Consider the following 14,616-nt stretch of genomic DNA (forward strand, 5'->3'; position numbering starts at 1 on the left):
CCACCCCTCTCGCCCGGGGTCGCTCACCCGCGTGGAATAACTTCTTTCCCCTCTCGCCACCCCGCCGGAGCCCGTTCTCCGCCGCCCCGCTCCCGCCCGATCGATCTCCTTAAATATCGTTATCAACGACATTCTTGTTAACGATAATTTCGGTGACATCATGATTACGCTCACGCCCGATGAGGTCAGGGCCCGGTTCGGCCCGTTGTTCTCGATGAAGTTCCTTGCCATGGTCGACCAGAACGCCGGTCTTGCGGAGATCCGCGAGCATTGCCGGGCCAGGGGGACGATCGAGTGGGACGCGGCGAACCGGGTGCGGGCAAAGGGTGCCGTCCAGTCCTGCCACGTCGAGGGCACGACGATGACGATGCTCGCCCGCCTGGGCGTATCCCCCGCGAATTTCGGGGCTGCCGGTAAGGAGATCGGGGGCCAGGCCCTCGAGGGAGTCGAGGTCGTCGGAGACGAGGTGGTGACGACCTGGTCGGGGATCGCCGGGGCGGGCGTCGGCGTCGCCGCCTGCCTTCCGCAGGCACCGGGCGTCATTCGCGCCGAGTATCCCACCGAGGACGATCTCAAGATCGGCGGCGCCCGGGTCTGCCGGGTCCGGATCGTATCGCCGCTGTATGAGAAGGTGACGATCGGGATCGACGACACCGACACCCGCGAGGAGGGCGCCACCTGGGTGCTCGCGCTCAAGTGCGCCGAGGCCTGCACGATCCCCGGGGTCGAGTACCTGGACATGCGCCTCGTGCAGCTGAACCCCGCTGTCCCGAAGAAGACCACCAACTGTGTCGGTTCCGCCCTGAACTTCGCCGTCCGCCCCGGGAAGGTGGACGAGCTCCTCGAGTACGTCCGCGACTTCGTCGAGTCGGGAGCGGTCAGCAACGACACCGGCATCGCCGTCTACCGGGGGATCGCGTTCGCGGAGGAGTCCCCTTACCTGAAACGGGTCAAGACCGAACTCCTTACGGTCGACGACGCGGAGGCGGAGGCAGCCCGGATGGGCGTCCGGTTCATCGACTCGACCGGGCGGAAGGGGCGAATCGGGGCGCTGGGCGCCGTTCTCTGGGGGAACAAGGGCGTTGAGGCGGCTGGTCTCTATGGAGAGACTCTCTGATCCGTATACGATACGGTATCCGCAGATCGTGGCGGTGGCCGACAAGAGCGGCGGGCAGGTGGAGCTCGTCGAGTTCTTCGACTGCATCGGCGGCGCGATGTGGGTGAAGCGCCACTACGCACAGAGCCCGCTCGTCCGCTCCGTCCGCACCGTTGGGGCGACCAACCGCTACCTCCTCTCTACCGGGAACGTCGACCTCGCGCTCGCGGGCTCGGTCTTTCCGGCAGGGATCGCCGGCGTCGCGGTCGACGACGACGAGATCGCCGTCACCTACCGGGGGCTCGGCGGCGGGGGCGTGGGCGCATCCATCTGCCGCGCCGGGGCAGCCGGCGTCATACGCTGCGTGAGCGACCCTGCCGGCGGCGGACGGCTCGCGGGCTCGACCGTCTGGCTTCCCCGCCGCGAACGGGCGATCATCGGCATCGACGACACCGACACCCCTGAAGAGGGCGCCACCTGGACGCTCGCGCACAACATCGCACGCGCCGTCGAGGACGACCGGTCGCGCTACCTCTCTCACACCATCGTTCAGCTCTATCCTGTCCCCTACCGGACCAAGAACTGCGTCGCCATCGCCTGCGAGTTCGCCACTTCCGATGCCGAGGAGCTGATCAGGAACTACCGCGATCTCCTCGAAGAGTACACCCTCTCAGTCGAGACCGGGATGGCGGTCTGGCGGGGGTTCGACCCCTCGCCGCTCGAAGAGTTCGGCTGCCGCGTGAAGCGGGGCGAGGTCTCGGTTGACGATCTCAGCGCCCTCGCCGACGATCGCCTCTCTCTCGTCATGGACGGCCGGGGCGTGATCGGGGCGGTGGCGGCGATCCCGTTTTACACGCGGTATGAGGAGGCGCTGGCGCTATGGAATGGAAGCGGCTGAAGGCCAGGGTGCTTGAGGTGGGCTCCGTCCGCCTCGCCGGCGGGCCTGCGGACGAATACGTATCCCGTTCGGCGGCCGGCCCCTCGGCCGGAAGTCCGTCCGGCTCCCTCTTCTTCTCCGTCGGCACCCGGCGTGTCCGGGCCGGCATCGATAAAAGAAGCCCCATCGAGGTCGTCCACCGGGGCGGCGGCGCGGCCGACCTCATCGTCGACGGCGAAACTGTCGTTGGCCGGCTCGAACCCGCCGCCCTCCACTGCCCCCGCCAGGCCTATATCACGGTCAGCGGGACATGCATCTTCCGGTGCCGCTACTGCCCGGTGCCGGACCTCCCCGGACGGCGGAAAGGAGTCGACGAGATCGTCCGGATGGTCGAGAGCGTCGCCGACCGGGTCGACGGCATCTCGATCACGAGCGGCGTCGCCTCCTCTATCGAGGAGGAGGAGGCATACGTCCTCGAGGTCGTCTCGGCGCTCCGCTCGTTCGGTCTTCCCATCGGGGTCTCGATCTACCCCGGGCCCGAAACCCCCGCCCGGCTCCACGCCCTCGGCGTCGCAGAGGTGAAGTTCAACATCGAGGCGGCGACCCCCGAACTCTTCCGCGAGATGTGCCCCGGCCTCTCGTGGGACGGGATATGGGAATCGCTCTCGTCCTCCGTCGCGCTCTTCGGGCGGGGGAGGGTCTACTCGAACGTCATCGTCGGCCTCGGGGAGACCGACGGCGATCTGGAGCGGTTGATGGAAGACCTCGCCGCGCTCGGGGTCATCCCGGTTCTCCGCCCGCTCACCCCGGTGGCGTCTCTTGCCGACCGCCCCCGCCCCGCCGCCGAACGGCTGCTCGCGCTCTTCGAGATTCAGGGGAGGATCCTTCGCCGGGCGGGGCTCGACCCCCGCCGGGCGCTGACGATGTGTGCGGCCTGCACCGGGTGCGATCTTACGCCCGGGAGGGACGCATGAAGGGCACCGAGGCGCTCTCCCGGGCGATCCGGCAGTCGGCCGACCGCTGCTACGCCGTTCCCGGCTACCCGGTATCGGTCCTCGCCGCCTCGGCGGGGGCCTTGAACACCATCAACGAAAAGACGGCGCTCGAGTATGCCCTCGGCGACTCCCTCTCCGGGCGGCGGGCGGCCGTGATCGTCAAGCACGTCGGCCTCAACGCTTGCGCCGACCCGCTCGTTCATGCCACCGCCCAGGGCCTCCGGTCGGGCGTCGTGGTGGTCGTCGGCGACGATCTCCGCGCAGCGGCTTCAGACGTCGTGCAGGACTCCCGCTACTACGGCGAGGTGGCCCGGGTTCCAGTGCTGGAACCGGACGGCGAGACGCTCGCCCCTGCCATTGAGGCGGCGTTCGAGGCCTCGGAGGAGTTCTCGCGCATCGCGATCGTCAGGGTGACGCCCGACCTCCTGGATGCGGATGTGCCGGACGCCCCCGTTGACCGGAGCGACCGGGAGGGATGCCTCGCCGACCCGGATCTCACGATGGCCGGACGGGCGCATGCCGCTGACCTGCGAACCGCCGCGATGTTTGCCTGGTCGCGGTCATCGCCGCTCAACCGGCTCTCCGGGAGAGAGGGCCGCATCGTCACCGTCTACCCGCCCCCGGCCGACCCGGAGATGCTCGCCTCGCTCCATGAGACCGGCCGCCCCTTCCTCCGGGAGCACCGGCTGCTCGCCCCACCCGAACCCGCCGGGGAGCCGGAGCGGTTCTCCACCCGGGGCTATTACCGGACGTTCTGCCGGAACTGCCCGTTCCATCCGGCGCTCGCCCTCCTCCGCGAACGCGGCCTACGGGCGGCCTGCGACGCCGGGTGCGCCATCCTCGCGATGAACCCGCCCTACCGCATCGGCATCGCCACCTACGGCCTCGGCTCCTCGATCGCCGTGGGGGCGACCGGGCCGGGCGTCGCGCTCATCGGCGACTACGCGCTCCTGCATTCGGGCCTGAACGCTCTCATCGACGTCTACGAGCGCAAATTCCCGCTCCTCTGTATCGTCTTTGCGAACAACCGGATGGGGATGACCGGCGGCCACCCCGTCCCCGAGATCCTTCGCTACATCGCCTGGGCGAACCCGGTCGTCTGCGCCGCAGACGACATCGCGGCGCTTCGCCGGGCCCTCGTCCTCCCGGATGAAGGCCCCCGGACGGTGGTGATCGAAGGCATCTGCCCTGAAGGTGAGACCCATGAAACCCTGGCATATCGAGATCTGTGACGTAACGCTGCGAGACGGGGAGCAGACTCCCGGCGTCTCGTTCACCCGTGATGAGAAGATGACGATCGCGCACGCGCTCGACGAGATCGGCGTGGAGGTGATCGAGGCCGGGTTTCCCGTGGTCTCTGCAGCGGAGAAGGAATGTGTAGCGGCCATCGCCGGAAGCGGCCTCTCCGCCCGGGTCTGCTGCCTCGCCCGTGCGCTCAAGCCCGATATCGAGACGGCGCTCGACTGCGACGTGGATATGGTCAGCATATTCTTCGCGACCTCCGACCTCCACATCCGGCACAAATACCATAAACCCCGCGAGGAGGTGCTCGACGGCGCCCTCGATATGGTGGAGTTCGCCGCCGACCATGGCGTCCAGGTGCGGTTCGCCGCCGAGGACGCCTCACGGACGGACCCCGCGTTCCTCATCGAGATGTACAACCGGGGCGTGGAGCACGGCGCGAACTACGTCAGTTTTGCCGATACCGTCGGCTGCCTCACGCCGCTTGAGACCCACGCGGTCGTCTCGGAGATCCTTGAAGGGGCTCCCCACCAGCTCTGCATCCACTGCCACAACGACCTCGGGCTTGCGGCGGCAAACACCGTCACGGCCGCGGCTGCGGGGGCGTTCCAGCTCCACACCACCGTCAACGGCATCGGGGAGCGTGCAGGGAACGCAGCGCTCGAACAGGTGCTCGTCGCCCTGCGGCTGAAGGGCGGGGTCGACCGTTACGACCTCACCCGCCTGCAGGAGATCTCGCGGCTGGTCGCCCGGGCTTCAGGCGTCTTTCCCGAACGCACCCGGCCGATCGTCGGCGAGAACGCCTTCGCCCACGAGAGCGGGATCCATATCGCCGCCATCCTCTGCGACCCCTCGACCTACGAGTATGTCGCGCCGGAGCTGGTGGGCGGCGAGCGGCGTTTCGTCCTCGGGAAGCATACGGGGAGGCGGGCGCTCGAGCACGTCGCAAAGGCTTACGGGTTCGACCTCTCCGACGACGAGGCGCGGTGGGTGCTCGAACAGGTCAAACAGAAGAGCGAAGGGAAGTGCAGCGTCACCCGCGAGGTGCTCTGCGGCCTTCTGCGGGCGGCAAAGGAGGGGATCGTCCAGTGAGCACGCTCTCTGAAGCGATCCTCGGCGCGCCGGCGGGGAGTTACGTCGATCGCGAGGTCGATATCGCCTTCGCCCACGACGGGACCGGCGTCCTCGCCCGGGAGGCGCTCCGGGAGATGGGGGTGGAGCACCTCCCCCACCCTGAGCGCCTGCGCCTGGTCTTCGACCATATCGTCCCGGCGAACACCGGGACGACCGCGACGCTCCAGGCGGAGCTCCGGGAGTACGCCCGGGTATCGGGGATAGAACTCTCGGATGCCGGCGGGGGGATCTGCCACCAGGTGATGAGCGAAGGGGTCGTCCGGCCCGGGATGGTCGTCGTCGGCGCCGACTCCCATACCTGCACTCTCGGTGCTCTCGGCGCGTTCGCCACCGGGGTGGGCGCGACTGATATGGCGGCGGTCTGGGCGTCGGGGTCCACGTGGTTCCGCGTCCCGGAGACGATCGCGGTCAACCTCACGGGACATCTCTCCAGCCCCGCGGAGCCAAAAGACGTCGCCCTCGCCTACGTCGCAGAACTCGGGATGGAAGGGGCGACCTACCGGGCGCTGGAGTTCGTGGGCGACGGGGCGGCGACGATCTCCATGGACGGACGGCTGACCCTCTCGAACATGGCGGTCGAGACGGGAGCGAAGGCGGGAATGTTCTACGCCGATGCGGTCACCGTCCGCCATCTCGCGGAGCACGGGGTTACGGCATCGCCGCAGGCACCGGAGGACTGCTGCTACGAACGGACGGTCGCGATCAACCTCGACGACATCGTGCCGCTCGTCGCGGTCCCGCACCGGGTGGACACTGTCCGGGAGGCGGAGGAGGTCGCGGGGACGCACCTCGACCAGGTCTTCGTCGGGACCTGCACGAACGGCCGCTACGAGGACCTTGCCCGGTTCGCCCGTATCGTCCGGGGGAAGAAGGTGGCCGTCCGCACCCTGGTATTCCCCGCCTCGCGGACGGTGCTCGCCCGGGCGATCGCCACCGGCGTCCTCGCCGATATCGTGGATGCGGGCTGCACGGTCGGGTCGCCGGGCTGCGGGCCGTGCCTCGGAGCGCACATGGGCGTGCTCGGAGAGGGGGAGGTCTGCCTTTCCACCGCCAACCGGAACTTCAAGAACCGGATGGGTGTCGGCGGCGAGGTCTACCTCGCGTCGCCCTCCACCGCCGCAGCGAGCGCCCTTGCGGGGGAGATCACCGTGCCGGAGGTGGCGTGATGCAGGGATCCGGACCGGCGGTCTGTCTCGGGCGCGACATCGATACCGACCTCATCATCGCCGGCCGCTACCTCCGGACGAAAAACCGCTCGGTCTGGGCGGAGCACGTCTTCGAGGACCTCGACCCGGCGCTCGCCGCCCGCATCCGCGGCTCGGTCATCGTCGCCGGGAGGAACATGGGGTGCGGGTCGTCCCGCGAACAGGCGGTCGTCGCCCTCCGCGAGGCCGGTGTCGTCGCGGTCGTCGCGGAGTCGTTCGCCCGGATATTCTTCCGGAACGCCGTCAACGTGGGTCTCCCGGTGATCGAGGCCAGCGTCACCTGCACCGACGGCGCCCGCGTCGCCTTCGACCTCGATGGCGGGTGGATCGAGGTGGACGGGGAGCGGTATCCCGCCCGCCCGCTCTCGGAGAAGATGGTCGCCATCCTCCGGGCGGGAGGGCTGGTTCCCTACTGGAGGTCGTGGCGATGATCTTCCCGCCCCACTGCAAGTTTGTCGGGTCCGCGACCGGCACCCCGTATGGAGACCGGGTCTACTTCCTCTCGCGCTACCTCGTCCGCGAGACCACGAACGGCACCGAGGTGCTCGAGGTGGAGCCCGACCCGAACGGAACCGGCCTGATCCGCGACGTCCTCTCTGTCCGGGTGCTCGCCTCCGGTGACGATGTCTACCGCTACCCGGACCGGGTGAACGTTCAGGACCGGACATTCCTGGTGCAGGAGGCGATGCGGTCCGGGTACCGGTGCACCGTCTTCTGCGGCCACGGCGAGCAGACCACGTTCGTCCTCGACCCGGACCTCTCGGCCTTCCTCCGCATCCACGTCTACGACATCACCCCTCCCCGACCGCACCTCTCGTCCACGCTCGGCGACCTCGAGAGAACCGGGATCTTCGGCGACCTTGAGGTCGTCTTCGAGCACCACGTCCGGGACATCCGCGAGATCAAAGCCGACGTCTATCCCTGCCGGGCGGCCGGGTTCCCCCGCACCGTCGACTCGGACCCGTTCCGGCCCGGCGACCGCGTGGCGGGGTGCCTGACGGCACGGGAACTGCTGCGGGAGTGCTGCGGCGAAGAGGTCGCCGTGGAGAACATCTGCCCGCTCGAGACGGTGGCGGCCGAACCGTTCATCGCGCGGTGCTGCAGGAGCGAGCGGGCGGGGATCGGGCTTCGGAACGGACTCTTCGGCGCGGTGGTCCACTGGGGAGCGTCGTCGTGGGAGATTGCGACGGCGGCGCGAGAGGTCGCAACCGCGTGGAGGAGTGAGCATGGTGAAGGTAGCGGTCGTTGAAGGCGACGGCATCGGCCGCGAGGTCGTCCCGGTCGCCCGCGATATCCTCGCGGCCGTGCGCCCCGATATCGAGTTCTTCGACGTCGAGGTGGGATACGGGCGGTGGGAGCGGACCGGGTGCGCCTGCACCGATGAGACGATCGCCGATCTCGGCTCAGCGGCCGCGATCCTCTTCGGCGCCGTCACGACGCCGCCCGACCCCGGCTACCGGAGCGTTATGCTGCAGATCCGCCACGCTCTCGACCTCTACGCGAACGTCCGCCCGATCCGGGGGGAGGGGGTCGACGTCGTCATCGTGCGGGAGAACACCGAAGGGCTCTACTCCGGCATCGAGTGGACGGAGCCTGACCGTGCCTGCACCGTCCGGGTCGTCTCCCGGCGGGGGAGCGAGCGGATCGCCCGCTACGCCTGCACCCTCGCGAAGTCCCGTCGCCACCTCACCGTGGGGAACAAGGCGAACGTCCTGAAGTCGGACTGCCTCTTCGTCGATATCTGCACCGCGGAGGCCGCCCGGGCGGGGGTTTCCTGCCGGACGAGTTACATCGACGCGCTCTGCCTCGACCTCCTGATGCACCCCGACCGCTATGACGTGATCGTGACGACCAACATCTTCGGCGATATCCTCTCCGACGCCGCCGCCTACCTGGTGGGGGGGCTCGGGATGCTCCCGAGCGCGAACATAGGAGACCGCCACGCCCTCTTTGAGCCGGTGCACGGGAGCGCCCCCGACATCGCCGGAAGGAATGTTGCAAACCCCGTCGCGGCCATCAGGAGTGCTGCGATGCTTCTTACCCACATCGGCGATCCCGCATCCGCGGCGGTCGTCGAGGAGGCCGTCGGGCGGGTGCTTGGCGCGGGCATCCGGACACCCGATCTCGGCGGGGCCGCCGGCACCCGGGAGTTCGGGGCGGCGGTGCTCCGCGAGGTCGGGCGGGGGAAGGCCTAAACCGCTTCCCGTCGAAGGATACGTCATGGTGCTGGTGGGATGCCACGTCTCCATCGCGGGCTCGATCGACCTTGCGGTCGGGCGGGCCTGTGACGCAGGCTGCGACACGTTTCAGATATTTTCCAGGAATCCCCGCGGCTGGAAGGCAAAGGACCTCGACCCCGACGTAGCCGGGGCGTTCAGGGCGGCGGTACGTTCGTCAGGCATCGGCCCGGTCGTCGACCACATGCCCTACCTCCCGAACCCGGCCTCGCCCGATGATGAGATCTACGAGAAATCGGTCGCGGCGCTCGCCGGGGAGTTCCGGCGGTGCGATATGCTCGGAATTCCCTACCTCGTGACCCATCTCGGGCACCACCGCGGCGCCGGGACGGCGGCGGGGCAGGAACGGGTCGTTGCCGCCATCAACCGGGCGTTTGCGGATGCCGGGGACGGCGACGTGATGCTCCTCCTCGAGAACACCGCCGGGGAGAAGAACAGCGTAGGGTCCACCGCCGGCGACATCGCCCTGATCATGGAGGGCATTGATGCAGAAGGGAGGGTCGGGATCTGTTTCGATACCTGCCATGCGTTCGCCGCCGGCCACGATCTCCGGACGGCCGAAGGGGTCGATGCGGTCTTAGGGGAGTTCAACGACCGGATCGGTCTCTCCTATCTCCGGATCATCCATCTCAACGACTGCAAGGGAAACCTCGGGAGCGGGCTTGACCGGCACGAGCACATCGGGCTCGGGACGATCGGTGAGGAGGGGTTCCGGCATATCCTCCACCATCCGGCCATCCGCCGCCTCCCCCTCATCTGCGAGACGCCGGTTGACGGGCAGCGGGGTGATGCGGGGAATATCGCGAAGGTCCGTGAACTTGCGGGGGCCTGAGCGCCTCAGGGCGCTGCTCCGGCGGGATCGCGCTGCCGGTGATCCTGCGCCGGTTCCCGCGGCGAATAATATTTCACATTTTTAATAATAATAAGCCATCCACTCTCCGCTCGCCTCCATTTATGGTAAGATATTTATATTAGTGGTTCTATCCTGCACCGCGCGAACCCTTACCCTGAGGAGTCCTGGCCGATCGCCGAAATTCCGCAGGATATTCGTTTGTGCGCCCGTGAGGGAACCCCGTTTTCCCGGCGTGCGTACAGACTCCATCGTATGGGACGAAGGGGGCGTTCTCATCGCGGTGATAAAGAATGGCTGAATATAATACGCTGATTGTTCTCTGTATCGTCATTGCCGTCGGACTGCTGGCATCGCCTGCCGTGGCCGGGGAGAAGGCCCCGGGGGATTTCGTTTCTGTCTGTATCGCAGGAGGGTCCCAGGAGCACCCCGACATCGACGGAGATCTGATCGTCTGGGAGGACGGCAGGAACGGAGGGTCGATCTACTATTCGAGCGGCCCCGGCAGCGATGGCCGGAGGGTTGCGGGCGGGGGAACGGGGCAGAGGTACCCGTCCGTCTCGGGGGATTACATCGTCTGGGAGGAGAACCTGAACATGGGCCGGGATATCTGCCTCTTTGAGGTCTCGGGCGGAGCGACGAGGGTGCTCACCGACGACCCGGCCGACCAGTGGATGCCCGTCGTTCACGGAGAGCATGTGGTCTGGTACGATGCCCGGGGCGGGAGCACGGATATCTGCCTCTACAACATCGGGACCGGCAGCGAGACCTTCCTCTCCTGCTCGCCGGTGACCGAGTGGAAACCTGCGCTCTCGGAGCGGTACGTCGTCTGGGAGGAGAACTCCGGCGATATCTGGCTGTATGATATCTGGAACGGAGACCGGCGCCGGATCACCACTAACGGTGCGCGACAGACCTACCCATCGATATCGGGGAGCCGGATCGTCTGGGAGGATTACCGGAACAGTGCTCCCGACATCTACCTCTTCGATCTCGACAATCCCGGTGCCGGAGAGCAGAGGATCACCGACGATCCCCAAGAGCAGGTCTCTCCCTCGATCGACGGAGACCTCATCGCCTGGGAGGACAAGCGGGACGGGACCTGGAACGTTTATGTCTGCGACCTCGCCGCAGGGGAGGATAAGCAGATGCAGGTCATTCTGTCCGCGACCGAGCAGCTCTACCCCGCCGTCAGCAACGATCGGGTCGTCTGGCAGGAGGGCCGTGGCGAGGCTTCGGACATCTACGCCTTCGCCTACTTCAGCGGAGGGGGCCCGGTGGCGGCGTTCTCGGCAGACCCGACCGAAGGAGGGGCGGCGCTCAACGTCCGGTTCATCGACCAGTCGGCAGGCGACCCGGAGACCTGGGAATGGGACTTCGGCGACGGGAACACCTCGACTTCGCAGTATCCGTGGCACTTCTACGAGATCCCGGGAGACTACACCGTCTCGCTCACGGTGAGCAACGGGTTCGGGTCCGACACCGTCACGAAGACCGATCTCATTCATGTAAGCCTCCCTGAGCCGCCGGTCATCTCCTTCCGGGGGGAGCCGTTGTCGGGGCCTGCACCCCTCACGGTCTATTTTTACGGTGATTTACCGGATTACGCGACGACCTGGCTCTGGGACTTCGGTGACGGGGATAGTTCGGCACACCGGGATACGCGCCACCGTTACGATCGTCCCGGTGTCTACAACGTCTCCCTGACCTGTGACAACGCGGGAGCCAGCGCGACGCACACGGAGTACGGCTACGTCACCGTCTATTCTCCGACTCCGACGCCGACCCCTACCCCAACTCCGACTCCGACCGCGACGCCGACTCCAACGCCGACTCCAACGCCGACTCCAACCCCAACTCCAACGCCGACCGTCAACGTCACCCCGAGTGTAACTCCGACCGCTAACGCGACCCCGACCGCGACAGTGACCCCGACCCCGACTCAGACAGCGGCGTCGGCGATCGGCGGCGGTGGCGGTGGCGGCGGTGGCGGAGGAGGTGGCGGCGGCTTCGCCCCGTCCGGCTCCGGCTGGAGCACGCAAAAGCCCACCGCCACGCCGACCTCCACCCCAAGCGCCCCCGATCGGGTCGCCAGGGTCAGTTCCGCTGACGGCGCTATGACCCTCATGGCGGTCGATGCCACCGGTAATCCGCTCTCAGGGGTGACCCTCGCGGTGCTCGATCCGGCCGAGATGCCCGCGCTGCCCGGCGGCATATACACGTTTGCCGGGTATGCCTGCATCGCCGGGCCGGAGGATGCCGTCTTCTCTCCGGCGGTGATGCTTGCGTTCAACTTCACAAAAGATCAGTGGGACGATCTCCAGAACGGCAGCGTTGAGGGCGCCCTCGTGGTGCAGCAATACAATCGCTCGATCGGCACCTGGGAAGAGGTTTCCACCACCGTCCTCCCCGAAACCCGGAGTGTCGAGGCCGAGGTCCTGCACCTCAGCGCGTATGCGCTCTTTGCCGCGGCACCCGAAGACGGGGCGGCAGAGGCGGCCGCCACCGATACCGGCCCGGAACCCGCTGCCGGGATCCCGTACGCGCACCTCATCCCGGGTCTGCTTGCCCTCGTCGTCGCGGGGGTGGGTGCGCTCCTCTACTTCCGAAAGGATGAGCCCTGAAAAAAGTGATGGAGGGGGTTACCCTCTCCGCTTCCTTCCCGCGAAGAGGAGGAGGAGCGCCGCCCCGGCAGCCGCCGCACCGAATCCCGGTGCCGCCGTCGGGGCGGGGTTCACCGGCTCCGTGATGCCGGCCAGCCAGGCGGCGCTGGTGTCGGGGGAGAGGAACCGGATGCCCGCAAGGGTGTAGCCGCCGGGAACGCCGGCAGCGCCGTAAACCCCGGTAGCGGTGAAGGCCGTGTTCCACAGGGGCATCCCGTCAGCATCCGTTCCGAGGACGAACCCCTCTCCGCTCCCCACGTTCGTGCCTGCAATCACATACCCGCCGGAGGGTCGCAGGGTGACGGCGTAGCCGGAGAGCCCCTCCATATTCCGGAGCCAGACCTGCTCTCCTTCTGCGTCGACGAGGCCATACCAGTAGTTGCCCGAGTAGACGAACCGCCCGTCATCGGTCTCCTTGACATCATAAACGACCGGGGCCTGGTAATTCTCATGCCAGAGCATGTTGCCGTCGGCATCCAGCCGGATCAGGAACGCGTCACCCATGTCGTTGTTGAATGGCGACGTCGTGCCCCCGATGACATAGCCTCCGTCGGTGATCACGATTCCTGCATTCGCGGAGAGCCCCGGGAACGTTCGGTTCCAGACAGGCGTACCGTTGCCGTCGGTCTTCACGATGGCTGCCGTCGTATCGTTCGCCGACTCGGGTGGATCCCAGAGCCACCCGATGATGGCGTATCCGCCATCGTCGGTCGGGCGGACGGTTGAGATCCTCTCCCCCGGCAGGACCTTCCGCCACTCCTCCTCCCCGGCAGCATTGGTCTTGATCAGAAACGAGGTGCCCTGATAGATGATGGTCTGATCAACTACTGTTCTGGACATGTTGTAGGCACCGACGATGTACCCCCCGTCCCCCGTCTCTTCAACCGAGGCTGGTGCCATGTCGGGTATTCTCACGACCCATTCTTCGTTCCCCTGCCTATCGGTCTTTACGAGCAGCAATTCTTCCCTGCCCCCGACCATCTGTGTGATAGTCGATCCGATGGCGATGAACCCGCCGTCCGCTGTCGGCGCAACGGCGTCGAACTTGTTGTTGCTCTCCGGTGCGAACGTCGCGTTCCAGGCGACCTCCGGTGAGGTCTCGCTCGCAGAGACGATCCCTGCCGGCAGCACCGCCGCGATCAGCAGCGCCGCGAGGATCGTCCCCGACTTCCAGAAGTCTCGGACTTTCTTCGTCATGGAATCGATCACTGGTGCGATGCGGCGCGCAAAAAGGGTAGTGGTTCGTCCCCGGCAATCCTTGCATTAATGAACGTGAACTTCCAATACCTTTAGCACGTGTTGGCAACATTCGACGGAACCTGGGTGCGCCTCGGCGGTGAAGGGCGGACGCTCTACGAGCAGGGCGGCTACGGCAGGGTCGAGGGGACTGGTCTGCGCCTCTCTCCCGAGGAGGCGCTCTACCTCATGGAACGGGGCAAGATCGACGTGAAAGACTTCGGTTTCGATGCCCTGCTCGGCCTCTTCTCCGGCCAGCCGAACTTCATCCGCAGGTATCTCGTCTACCGCGACATCCGCGAACGGGGGTACGTGATCCAGTCCGGCCCGCAGGATTTCCGTGTCTTCCGCCGCGGCCACAAGCCCGGGGTCGGAAAGTCCCGGTACATGATCCGGGTTCTCTCCGAGCGGGACATCGTCAACTTCGACCGGTTGAGCCAGGACGTCCTTGCCGCGGTCAACATGAGGAAACAGTACCTCCTCGCGGTCGTCGACGACGAGGACGAACTGACCTACTACGAGGTGCGGGTGCAGGACCTCCCCGGGATCGGGGAGCCTGCGGGGTGCGCGACGCCGGTGGAGGCCACGCTCTTCGGGACCTACGCGCTCGCCCACCTGCCGCCGGGAACCCCGCTCGAAGAGGACTGGTACGGCAAGCGGCTCGATGCCGAGCGGCTGCTCCTCCGCCCGGTCGAGTCGATCTACCTGATGCGCAGAGGCTGCCTCTCGGTCGCGCGCGACGGCGAACCGATGACCCCCGAGCAGTTCTTCGACGCGGCGGCAGAGAAAGACGCCGAGATCCATGAAAAAGAACGGGTCTTCTCCGACCTCCGGGAGAAGGGCTACATCCCCCGGACGGGCTACAAGTTCGGCCACCACTTCCGCGTCTACTCGGGGAAAATGAGCCATTCCGAGATGCTCGTCCACGCGGTTCCATCCGGGACATCCGCGCCGATGAGCGGTGTCTCCCGCTCCGTCCGGCTTGCTCACAGCGTCAGAAAAAAGATGTTGTTTGCCTGCATATATAACACCGATATCAGGTACGTCGAATTTGCCCGAATAAAACTGTGAGCGTCAGCCC

The 14,616-nt window shown here is 66.9% G+C and carries 13 protein-coding genes; 12 read left to right on the plus strand and 1 reads right to left on the minus strand.

Annotation, left to right across the window (positions count from 1 at the left end; translation table 11 throughout):
* Positions 1-160: 160 nt before the first annotated feature.
* The 11 genes from FKB36_RS03185 (at position 161) to FKB36_RS03235 (ending at position 12,260) form a co-directional block, all read left to right on the plus strand.
* On the plus strand, positions 161-1,117 hold the full coding sequence (locus tag FKB36_RS03185; RefSeq protein WP_261596574.1) for a tRNA(Ile)(2)-agmatinylcytidine synthase: 957 nt from the start codon (positions 161-163) through the stop codon (positions 1,115-1,117).
* The gene (gene mmp11 / locus FKB36_RS03190; protein WP_261596575.1) at positions 1,101-1,994 is read left to right on the plus strand and encodes a methanogenesis marker protein 11; all 894 of its coding nucleotides are present in this window, start codon (positions 1,101-1,103) and stop codon (positions 1,992-1,994) included. The genes FKB36_RS03185 and mmp11 overlap by 17 nt, the downstream gene beginning before the upstream one ends.
* The gene (locus FKB36_RS03195; protein WP_261596576.1) at positions 1,976-2,947 is read left to right on the plus strand and encodes a radical SAM protein; all 972 of its coding nucleotides are present in this window, start codon (positions 1,976-1,978) and stop codon (positions 2,945-2,947) included. The genes mmp11 and FKB36_RS03195 overlap by 19 nt, the downstream gene beginning before the upstream one ends.
* Positions 2,944-4,200, plus strand: a complete 1,257-nt coding sequence (locus FKB36_RS03200) for a thiamine pyrophosphate-dependent enzyme (RefSeq protein ID WP_261596577.1) — start codon at positions 2,944-2,946, stop codon at positions 4,198-4,200. Before FKB36_RS03195 ends, FKB36_RS03200 begins: the two co-directional genes overlap by 4 nt.
* The gene (locus FKB36_RS03205; RefSeq protein ID WP_261596578.1) at positions 4,172-5,302 is read left to right on the plus strand and encodes a homocitrate synthase family protein; all 1,131 of its coding nucleotides are present in this window, start codon (positions 4,172-4,174) and stop codon (positions 5,300-5,302) included. The genes FKB36_RS03200 and FKB36_RS03205 overlap by 29 nt, the downstream gene beginning before the upstream one ends.
* Entirely contained in the window at positions 5,299-6,510 is a 1,212-nt protein-coding gene (locus FKB36_RS03210; RefSeq protein WP_261596579.1) for an aconitase/3-isopropylmalate dehydratase large subunit family protein, read from the plus strand. Before FKB36_RS03205 ends, FKB36_RS03210 begins: the two co-directional genes overlap by 4 nt.
* Positions 6,510-6,980 (plus strand): LeuD/DmdB family oxidoreductase small subunit, encoded by a 471-nt coding sequence (locus FKB36_RS03215; protein ID WP_261596580.1) that lies wholly within the window; start codon positions 6,510-6,512, stop codon positions 6,978-6,980. Before FKB36_RS03210 ends, FKB36_RS03215 begins: the two co-directional genes overlap by 1 nt.
* A complete protein-coding gene (locus tag FKB36_RS03220; protein WP_261596581.1) occupies positions 6,977-7,798 on the plus strand; it encodes a DUF7714 family protein in 822 nt (273 codons plus the stop codon). The genes FKB36_RS03215 and FKB36_RS03220 overlap by 4 nt, the downstream gene beginning before the upstream one ends.
* Positions 7,776-8,744, plus strand: coding sequence for an isocitrate/isopropylmalate dehydrogenase family protein (locus FKB36_RS03225; RefSeq protein ID WP_261596582.1), 969 nt, complete (start codon positions 7,776-7,778; stop codon positions 8,742-8,744). Before FKB36_RS03220 ends, FKB36_RS03225 begins: the two co-directional genes overlap by 23 nt.
* Before the next feature lie 25 nt (positions 8,745-8,769).
* Complete coding sequence (locus tag FKB36_RS03230; protein ID WP_261596583.1) at positions 8,770-9,618, plus strand: deoxyribonuclease IV; 849 nt, start codon at positions 8,770-8,772, stop codon at positions 9,616-9,618.
* Positions 9,619-9,929: 311 nt separating this feature from the next.
* Positions 9,930-12,260, plus strand: coding sequence for a PKD domain-containing protein (locus tag FKB36_RS03235; protein ID WP_261596584.1), 2,331 nt, complete (start codon positions 9,930-9,932; stop codon positions 12,258-12,260).
* Positions 12,261-12,278: 18 nt separating this feature from the next.
* Here FKB36_RS03235 and FKB36_RS03240 read toward each other — a convergent pair whose 3' ends face one another.
* Positions 12,279-13,496, minus strand: a complete 1,218-nt coding sequence (locus tag FKB36_RS03240; RefSeq protein WP_261596585.1) for a hypothetical protein — start codon at positions 13,494-13,496, stop codon at positions 12,279-12,281.
* Between the two features lie 99 nt (positions 13,497-13,595).
* Here FKB36_RS03240 and endA point away from each other — a divergent pair, with 99 nt between their 5' ends.
* Positions 13,596-14,606, plus strand: coding sequence for a tRNA-intron lyase (gene endA / locus FKB36_RS03245; protein WP_261596586.1), 1,011 nt, complete (start codon positions 13,596-13,598; stop codon positions 14,604-14,606).
* Positions 14,607-14,616: the final 10 nt, after the last annotated feature.

Origin of the sequence: Methanoculleus formosensis (assembly GCF_025384765.1) — an archaeon.
In the GTDB taxonomy this organism is placed as follows: domain Archaea; phylum Halobacteriota; class Methanomicrobia; order Methanomicrobiales; family Methanoculleaceae; genus Methanoculleus; species Methanoculleus formosensis.

Bases quoted from the DNA above. Each gene is read 5' to 3' on its own strand.
- FKB36_RS03205 (WP_261596578.1), top strand. From the start codon at position 4,172: ATGAAACCCTGGCATATCGAGATCTGTGACGTAACGCTGCGAGACGGG.
- FKB36_RS03195 (WP_261596576.1), top strand. From the start codon at position 1,976: ATGGAATGGAAGCGGCTGAAGGCCAGGGTGCTTGAGGTGGGCTCCGTC.
- FKB36_RS03220 (WP_261596581.1), top strand. From the start codon at position 6,977: ATGATCTTCCCGCCCCACTGCAAGTTTGTCGGGTCCGCGACCGGCACC.
- FKB36_RS03200 (WP_261596577.1), top strand. From the start codon at position 2,944: ATGAAGGGCACCGAGGCGCTCTCCCGGGCGATCCGGCAGTCGGCCGAC.
- FKB36_RS03215 (WP_261596580.1), top strand. From the start codon at position 6,510: ATGCAGGGATCCGGACCGGCGGTCTGTCTCGGGCGCGACATCGATACC.
- FKB36_RS03235 (WP_261596584.1), top strand. From the start codon at position 9,930: ATGGCTGAATATAATACGCTGATTGTTCTCTGTATCGTCATTGCCGTC.
- FKB36_RS03240 (WP_261596585.1), bottom strand. From the start codon at position 13,496: ATGACGAAGAAAGTCCGAGACTTCTGGAAGTCGGGGACGATCCTCGCG.
- FKB36_RS03230 (WP_261596583.1), top strand. From the start codon at position 8,770: ATGGTGCTGGTGGGATGCCACGTCTCCATCGCGGGCTCGATCGACCTT.
- FKB36_RS03225 (WP_261596582.1), top strand. From the start codon at position 7,776: ATGGTGAAGGTAGCGGTCGTTGAAGGCGACGGCATCGGCCGCGAGGTC.
- mmp11 (WP_261596575.1), top strand. From the start codon at position 1,101: ATGGAGAGACTCTCTGATCCGTATACGATACGGTATCCGCAGATCGTG.
- FKB36_RS03185 (WP_261596574.1), top strand. From the start codon at position 161: ATGATTACGCTCACGCCCGATGAGGTCAGGGCCCGGTTCGGCCCGTTG.